3 protein-coding genes and 1 pseudogene are annotated in these 2,613 nt (G+C 63.9%); 3 read left to right on the top strand and 1 reads right to left on the bottom strand.

Features of this window, described 5'->3' with window-relative positions; genetic code table 11:
• The first annotated feature begins 233 nt into the window (after nucleotides 1–233).
• Both MKK69_RS00020 and MKK69_RS00015 read left to right on the top strand, forming a co-directional pair.
• Nucleotides 234–458 (top strand): hypothetical protein, encoded by a 225-nt coding sequence (locus tag MKK69_RS00020; RefSeq protein ID WP_243964582.1) that lies wholly within the window; start codon nucleotides 234–236, stop codon nucleotides 456–458.
• Between the two features lie 483 nt (nucleotides 459–941).
• Nucleotides 942–1,196 (top strand): 3',5'-cyclic-nucleotide phosphodiesterase, encoded by a 255-nt coding sequence (locus MKK69_RS00015; RefSeq protein ID WP_243964580.1) that lies wholly within the window; start codon nucleotides 942–944, stop codon nucleotides 1,194–1,196.
• Nucleotides 1,197–1,663: 467 nt separating this feature from the next.
• On the opposite strand, the gene MKK69_RS00010 is transcribed toward MKK69_RS00015, so the two are convergent.
• Entirely contained in the window at nucleotides 1,664–2,089 is a 426-nt protein-coding gene (locus MKK69_RS00010) for a hypothetical protein (protein WP_243964584.1), read from the bottom strand.
• 296 nt (nucleotides 2,090–2,385) lie between these two features.
• Here MKK69_RS00010 and MKK69_RS00005 point away from each other — a divergent pair.
• A pseudogene (locus MKK69_RS00005) lies at nucleotides 2,386–2,613 on the top strand (porin family protein); the annotation flags it as partial.

The raw sequence follows: 2,613 nt of genomic DNA, 5'->3' as shown, positions 1-2,613 counted from the left end.
CACACATAAGTTGCAACTGGGGGTGGCCCTCAGACATTGAGGAAGCATAGCCATTCAGCCCCCAAATCCTCCCATGTTGCTCATCTCATCCCTCGTCGTAGGCACGTTCGTACTCGCTACATCGTTCTCGCTCGTCGCCGTGCTGTCGGACTAAGGCTCCCGCCGAAAAGTCCTCCCGGGAACTTCGATCAGACCCCGCGCCTTGGCCTCCCACAATTTCAACGGAGGCCAACATGGGCTCGGATGTAGACGCGGCACGCGAAGCCTTCGGGACCGTGCCCCCAGGCCGGCCGATCGGTGAACTGAAGAAGCTCGATCCGGCGGTAGGCAGCAGTGGCCCGAATTCGCCAGGCAGCCCCGAGCCTGATGCCGGTGAGGGTCCCGAGAGCGGCGGCTACGACAACCGGCCGGTTACGCCCCAACCCGACAACGCCAAGGGCGGTCATGGCGCTGGCTGACGTGTGAGGGCCGGTGCGGCGGCGGGACTGGAGACCGCAGGCGCCGGCTCACGGCCCTCGACAATCGCCGGCGCGCAGGTTTGGTCCCAAGCGCCCGCCGGACGCATCGTGGGCGTGCAAGGGTTCGCTAACCGACGACCGTCACCGTCGTCGATATGTCCAAGCGAACGACCCGAACCCTGAGAGGCGTTCTCTGGATTGCCGCCCTGGCGCTCTGCTGCTTCTCGGCCGTGATGCTGATGGAGGCCAACAGGCCTACTGAACGAGCGATAGCGCACCGGCCGTCCGCTGATCCCACGACAACAGGCGCCATCGATAAGGGTCCCATCCGGTGGTGTGGTGCCGCCTCTTGGTGCCGCTGAGCAAATCCCGGCAGCGCCATCTTCCTGCCCGCTCGAGTCTGCAGAAAGGCGGTCAGCGGTGCTTGGATCGGACAAACCGATGTGCTCTCGATACCGCCATCTTAGGCAACAGGGAGCCGACATGCGCACCACCCTCATAGCTCTCGGCTTCGCATCTAGCCTTGTCGCATCAAGTGGGGCCGCAAACGCTGCGCCGGAGACGACGCGGGGCAACAAGGATCTGAAGACTTATTGCTCCGGTGATGCGGTGACGTTCTGCACGGGCAACGACCCAAACAGTCCTGAGATGGATGCCTGCTTCCAGAAGAACATCGACAAGATCTCGGAGAACTGCCGTCGCGCCATCACAGCCTACAAGGCCGGCGGCGGCAAGTAGATCAACGGTGCGTGGTTCTGGAGTTCAACGCGCCAAATCCCTATGCCTAACGGCGTCACGACTTGGGCTACTTCTCGCGCTCACACTGCCCAGTCTGGCCCTTGCTGAGACAGCACCTCTGAATGTGCCGATCCTCATGCACGGATCGATCGGCGACGATGCCTGTCCGGAGAATGGACGCGTAGTCGAAGTCGGATCGGAGCCGGACAGCTTCCTGCCGGTACAGAGCGGGCCGGGTGAAGCGCCATTTCGTGAGATCGGGCGCCTGCACAACGGTGACATGGTCTTGGTCTGCGAGAAGCTTGGGCCGTGGTTGGGGGTCGTCTACGGCTCAGCGCTACTTGGCTGTCGGACCACGATCCTCGTACCCGTCGAGCAGACGTACACCGGACCGTGTGACCATGGCTGGGTGATAGCCCACAACGTGAGCGTGGACCCGAAGTGACGCTGGTTCTGAGTGACATCTCTTAACCGTAGGGGCCCCCGAACAGGTCACCGAGCGCTTTCCGCCGGAACAGCGTGCGCCAGCGTCGCCTCTGATGTTCCGGCCGATCGTGGATCATGTGGCAGCGCTGGCAGAAGGCCGCGAGGTTGGCGTCCGCATTGTTCGAGGTATCGTGATCCCTGTGCGTGGCGGCTAGAACGACCCACGTCCGGCGAGCGCGGCCGAGGATGTCGGCACCCAGCCCGAGACGGATCCGCCTGCCACATCCATCGCGCCACCGGCTGGCCTCGGCGTCCCACCAGCGCCCGTCGCCGAGGTGGTAGACCATCCGCCCATGCGGCCGTCCGCAGCCCTCACAGCAGCCCTTTGCCCGACCAAAGCGGATCGCCAGCGACAGCTCGCGCCAGTCGATCGGATAGAAAAAGCGGTGCTCGGGCCGGATCGGCATGATGGGGCTGAACACCCGATGGCGGGCCAATTCTGTGGCAGGGCGGCGGATCGCTTCTGTAGCATCTCGGCAACAGCCACGGGCCAAAGTCACGGGGTGCCGCAACCAAACCACCGCCGAGATGTTACGCCGCCTGGTCGTGCACATCGCAATGTATTTCGACCGTGCAACGGATGTTCATGGACGGTTTACTATACCGTCTCACGTCATCAGCCGGCAGTGTGTCCGTAAAACTACAGCCATTTCATCTACGGACCGGTAGCCTTATCGTCAGATCGAAATTTGGACCTTACGTTATGACCAAGCTCCTGACCTCGCTGGCCGCGTTCACCGCCCTGACGGCCGCCGCCTCGGCCGCCGACCTGCCCCGCCGCGCCGCCCCGCCGCCGGTGTTCACCCCCGTGCCGGTGTTCACCTGGACGGGCGCCTACTTCGGTATCAACGCCGGCTACGCGTTCGATGCCAGCAGCCGCAGCAACAACAACTCCACCTTCGGCGTCCCGGCCCCCTACGCCGCCGCCGGC

Origin of the sequence: Methylobacterium sp. J-026 (assembly GCF_022829585.1) — a bacterium.
Classification (GTDB): domain Bacteria; phylum Pseudomonadota; class Alphaproteobacteria; order Rhizobiales; family Beijerinckiaceae; genus Methylobacterium.
This window is presented reverse-complemented; position numbering and strand designations above follow the sequence as displayed.

What these genes read in the sequence shown, in the direction of transcription:
- MKK69_RS00010 (WP_243964584.1), bottom strand. Translation starts at nt 2,089, where the DNA reads ATGCCGATCCGGCCCGAGCACCGCTTTTTCTATCCGATCGACTGGCGC.
- MKK69_RS00015 (WP_243964580.1), top strand. Translation starts at nt 942, where the DNA reads ATGCGCACCACCCTCATAGCTCTCGGCTTCGCATCTAGCCTTGTCGCA.
- MKK69_RS00020 (WP_243964582.1), top strand. Translation starts at nt 234, where the DNA reads ATGGGCTCGGATGTAGACGCGGCACGCGAAGCCTTCGGGACCGTGCCC.